This window comes from Mesorhizobium sp. P5_C1 (assembly GCF_054049815.1).
In genome coordinates, this window is sequence record NZ_JBFULQ010000414.1 from 1 (window position 1) to 5,038 (window position 5,038).

General features: G+C 62.9%; 5 protein-coding genes. All 5 read right to left on the minus strand.

The genetic code is table 11. The features are described from left to right. A partial coding sequence (locus ACXJ7R_RS24595; RefSeq protein WP_457154097.1) for a hypothetical protein occupies positions 1-1,414 on the minus strand: 1,414 nt, incomplete at its 3' end. Positions 1,415-1,523: 109 nt separating this feature from the next. Further along, complete coding sequence (locus tag ACXJ7R_RS24600; RefSeq protein WP_457154098.1) at positions 1,524-2,573, minus strand: glycine-rich domain-containing protein; 1,050 nt, start codon at positions 2,571-2,573, stop codon at positions 1,524-1,526. Between the two features lie 10 nt (positions 2,574-2,583). Then, positions 2,584-3,336, minus strand: a complete 753-nt coding sequence (locus ACXJ7R_RS24605) for a DUF2612 domain-containing protein (protein ID WP_457154099.1) — start codon at positions 3,334-3,336, stop codon at positions 2,584-2,586. 2 nt (positions 3,337-3,338) lie between these two features. Further along, positions 3,339-4,775 (minus strand): baseplate J/gp47 family protein, encoded by a 1,437-nt coding sequence (locus tag ACXJ7R_RS24610; protein WP_457154100.1) that lies wholly within the window; start codon positions 4,773-4,775, stop codon positions 3,339-3,341. Position 4,776: 1 nt separating this feature from the next. Continuing rightward, positions 4,777-5,038 (minus strand): hypothetical protein (locus ACXJ7R_RS24615; protein WP_457154101.1); only part of this gene is annotated, 262 nt, incomplete at its 5' end.

The window sequence follows — 5,038 nt, forward strand, 5'->3', positions numbered from 1 at the left end:
ACCAATATGCAGCGGCTGCATAGCCATCCGAGCCCCGCAAGGTGACATCGGTGAAGTCGCTTTCCGCTGCATTTGCTGGGTTGGCAGACGGGGCGCTCTGCGTCAGCGTAAAGGCCGTGCCCGTCGCCGAGATGCTGGTTGTGACGGTCATGTCGCGGAGATGAAGCGACGACGCAATTCCACCAAAGGTCCACGTACTGCCGGCCGCAGACGGGAAATCGAGATAGGTGCAATCCTGGCCACCGCCGAGGATCATGAGCGACTTGCCCGACGCGATCGTCGTCGAGAGAGCGCTTGAAATCTTGTAGTGGCCGCAGGCCAGGCGAACCTGCCCACCGCTAGCCCCGACTGTCGTCAGGAGCGCCTGGAAGACCGCCGTGTTGTCAAACGATCCGTTGCCGATCATGCCGGCGGCGATACCGTCGAAGATCGGCGAGGAGAATGTCACGCCGCTCGAATTGCTGACGAACTGGCCATTTCCGAAACCGCTCCAGGTGGTCGTACCGGAGAGCGTCGGGGAAGGAACCGTCAGCCCGCTCGGCAAGGTGGTCAGAGCCGCCGGCGCTGCGCTGGAGCCCGTCGCATTGCCCACCACGGTGTTGGCAGCAATGTTGGCGAGGTTGCCGATGGTCGGCTGCGCATAAGTGACAGCGCCAGCTGTGTTGATGCCCGTCGCGAACTGACTGGTTGGCGCACCACCTGAAAAGACACCGCCAAGGACCGAGACCGTCGGCGCCGGAAGCTGCGCGCCGGCAAGCGTGCCCGAGTTGATCTCAGAGGCATCGATGCTCTTGTTAGTGAGCGTTTGAACATCGGTCGTTCCGGCGATGAGGCCAGATGCCGGGAAGCTCATCGCCACACCGCCGACTGTCACCGTTCCCGTGATGCCTGGCGATCCGAGAACCGGCGCGGTCAGGGTCTTGTTTGTGAGGGTCTGAATGCCCGTTGTGCCGACAAGAGCGCCCGAGGGCAGGGCTTGTCCGCTGTCGGCCAGGGCCGATCCATCCGTGGCCGAGAAGGTTGGCAGATCGCCGACAACCGTCGTTGCAGGACCGGCGACGTTGCCGTTGCGGATCGGGCCAATCGTCACCCCGCCCACCTCGGCAAACATGCCGTCGGGCGTCATCCAGACATCGCCATCGACGGGAGCGTCCGGAGCGGTGCCCGGAGCCAGATTGAAGCCGGCGCTGGTTGAGGTGGAGGCGGCAACGATAAGCTTGCCCTGCATAGTGTCGCCGCTGCGGTTGACCGGGACGTAGCCGAGCGCATCCTGCTTTTGCTGGAACCAGTGGTTCCACTGGCCGACCGTGGGGACCATGCCATAGGTCATTGCCGGATTTGACGGCGCCGACTGCGCCATGGCGAGCGTTGGACTGATGACCAACGCCAGTGCGAGTGAAATATTTTTGAGCATAGGCGATCCTTCGCCCGGGCCAAAACCGGGACGTTATGCGCGACGAGCGCGCGACCAAAAATGAGCGGGAGAAGGGTGTTGTGCGGACCTGCGTTACGCAGGCATCAGATCAGGCAAATTCTTCAACGATGACGAGGCCGTTAGCGCCTGCGCCGCCGGTCGTTTGAGCGCCTGAATTTGCTCCGGCAGATCCGCTGCCGCCGGCGCCAGGACCGCCACCAGGATTTCCGTTCGCAGTCGTTGAAGCGACCGGCCTGCCGCCACCGCCCAAAATCGATGCGCCGCCACCGCCGCTGACCATATTGACCGATGCGAGCGAGATTGCCGACTGCCCAGGGTTTCCGGAGGAATTGAACAAGTTGCCGCCGGTCGCAACGCCGCCGCCGCCGCCAACTTGGGTGGATGGATTTGTTGATGGGTTGCCGTCGGCGCCGCCGCTGCCACCGGTGATCGAGATGAGGGAACCGAACGAGGTGAGACCACCTGACTGTCCATTTGCGCCTACCCCGCCCGGTCCGCCTGCTCCAATGGTTATGGCGAGACCTGCAAAACCAGCCGTGAGAAACGACTTAGACCAGCCGCCAGAGGCGCCACCGCCGGCCGCCGCAAATTGCGCGGCACTCATGGCCGGACTGCCGCCGCCACCACCCCCTGAACCAACGACGAGAACGCGAATGCTGTTGGTCCCAGGCGTGGGCGTATAGATCGTGCTGTTGGGGAAAGCTCGAGTGGCGATCAGGCCGCCGGAGGTGAAGTACCGCCTCCAGCCAGCCCCACCGGTATCGGGATTGGTCACGTTGTTGTCGACGGTCGACAGCCACGACAATCCCAAGGTCACAGCCGACGCGACAACGGCACCCTTTGGATAGCCTCCAATTTCGGATTGAAAGGACGCATCGTAGGCGATTGGGCCCCCGGCTTCGGCCCACTGCAGCCATTGCGTCATCTGCCGCATGATGCCGTTCATGTCCGCGCCGAACGGCGGCACGCCTCCCGAGCCGACCGGCTGAAAGTTCAGCGGCGGAAAGCCGTCTGCCAGCGAAGCAGCGCCGCTGGTGATGCCGATTTGCGACGCGACCGGGATGTTTCGAATGAACCCACCTCCGGCATTGGCGCCCCAAAAGAGCGGGAATTTGGCAGGGATATCGGATTGCTGCATGGGGGATTTCCTAAGCGATGATGACCACCGACGCCGCGACGCCGGTRGGCTTCGGCAGAACGCCGGAATTTTGGACGATGGCGAGTTCGACGGGGGAGAGCAGGAATTGGAAGGTGTAGGTCATCGTCATCGTCTCGAGCGCCTGGCCCGAATAGAACGATGCTTGATCGAAGCCTGACGCGTTCAGCGATTCCTCGAAGCCGAACCACGTCCCCACGTCCCCGCCTTCGGTGACATAGCAATTGCCGCGATGCGGAAAGAGGCTGAGCAGGATCTGATTGATCGCCGGGATCGACCCGTTCGTGATATTGGCCGCCGCCTTGGCTAAGATCAGCCGGCGAAAGGCTTCATCCGAAAGGGCAAAGTTGCTCGTCAGTGGAGTGCCCGAGAAGAACGCGCCCTGGCCGAATGGGTCTGATCCTGGGACCGCCTCGTCGAAGCCGAAAAAGTCTCCGACCGGAACTTGCAGGACGCGATTGACGCCAACGATGCGGCCCCACACGTCGAGCCCATAGCCCTGTGCGGTGTCGACATTCCAGATGAAGTCGAAGAACACCTCGAAATTGGCGGTCTGGTCGAGGTAGGCGAACAGGTTCGTGATCAGCCGCGTCAGCACCGGCGAGTTCGCATACTGGCTGATGACGGTTGAAAACACGTCGAATGGCGGGAAAGCGCCGAGCGGACTGACGCCGATGACGAACTGGCCAAGGCCGTTCGGCACCCCGAGCGGCGGCCGGGGATAGGGAGGTCCAGTGTCGGCCATGATCAGCTCAGGGTTACGATGATGTCGTTCGCCGAAATTGTCGGCACCTGGTCGATATCGACATCGATGTCGAAGCGATTGGGCACTGCCGCCGTCATGCTCTGGCTGGGCACGTCCTTGTTGTTGGAAACGGTATACGTGCCGGTGCCGCCCGTGCCGCTGCCAAGCGCCGTAATCGTGGTGCCGACGGTCAAGGCGCCAGTCGTATCGGAGATGATCTGGCCGACAGCGAGCGCGCCCGAGGCGACCGCGGTGACGGTCAATGTGGTGCCGACGATCTGCCCGGTGAAAACAGCGGCTGGATCATTGGCCGAGCCAATCTCGATCGAGATGATCTGCACCCATGGGCCAAGGGTGGCGACAGGCGCGTAGAACCGGCTGGCGAACAGCGTGGTGCCGATTTTGGCACGCGGGCCTCCATCGCCCCCGGCAAAGGCGGTGACGATGGCATTCTGGATTTGCGTCGCCGCGTCGGCCGGGACCAAGTGCGAATTGACGATGTTGACCGAAAACAGGATCGCCAACGGGTCGGGAATCTCGAAGCTGACCCGATAGGCCGGGAACGGCGGCACATAGGCGGGGCTCTGGTCGAAGACGGTGACGGTAGTGTTGCCATTGTACGCGCAGCCTGGAGCCTTCCGTGTCCAGATCGCCCGAGCGATATCGTCGGCATTGCCGCCGACCACGGCGACATAGAGCGAGTTCGCAAAGAGCGCCACGCCGCCGATGGTCTGGACTTCATTGGTGGCGTTTTCGGTCACGAACGCATCGATGACGTTCGGCACCGCGAGAACGGCACCCAGCACGGAAGGGAGCGAGCCTTGCGAGTTCAGCGCGACAGAGGCCGAGCGCCTCGCCTCGAAGGCCGACCGGCTCTCGACGTTGTTACCGAGCACGCCGTCATCGGGGTTGCTGATCGAGTCCCATCCTGGGATGRCTCGGAAAATCTGGCTCAGGCTGCCGGCAGCGCAAGGGATCGGCCCGACCGCCGTGCATTCGAATGGCAGCGTGACGGTGCCGTCAACGCCAATGACGCCATCTTCCGTGCACAGATACTGATTGCCGTCGGCGGCAAGCGCCAGCGAGCCGATCGGGATCGAGACACCCTGCAGGCCTCGACAGAGCGCCTGGACGACGGTCGGCTGAGCCGGGTTGCGCTCGATGAAATAGATACGCGCGATCGCGTCCTGCATGCGACCGGTGGCGAAGGCCGGATCGACCTGGTTGGTGAAGAACAGGAAGGTCGCGTTGACCTCGTCGATCACGGCAGCTTCGCTGCTTGCGAGTTGCCCCTGCGGCGTGTTGAGAGCCGGGTTCAGCGTGCCACCGAAGGCGTCGTTGATGTCTTCCGTGACGCCGGCCAGAACGTCCCCAGCCGAGGGGATGATGAACCCCTTGTCGGTAAAGACCGGCGGCGGAACGTTGGTGGTATCGACCATTTCAGAAGCCCGCTGATGTGATGTTGCCCGCCGCGTCCGTCACCTGCACTTGGCCGGTGACGATGCGGTCGGTGAAGGACAGGATGAAAGTCTGCGCCTTGACGACGCCAGGCACGGTCAGCGCGGCTTGATTTAAGTACGCCTTAAGCAGCGAGATCGGCGGCATCTTGCCAAGGATCTGGTCGAAGTACGGAACCCCCTGCGTCGTGTCGAAGAAGAGTTCCCCCACGAACAGCCGGATCGCGCTCGCGGCATCCTGCGCC

Bases quoted from the DNA above. Each gene is read 5' to 3' on its own strand.
- ACXJ7R_RS24600 (WP_457154098.1), bottom strand. From the start codon at position 2,573: ATGCAGCAATCCGATATCCCTGCCAAATTCCCGCTCTTTTGGGGCGCC.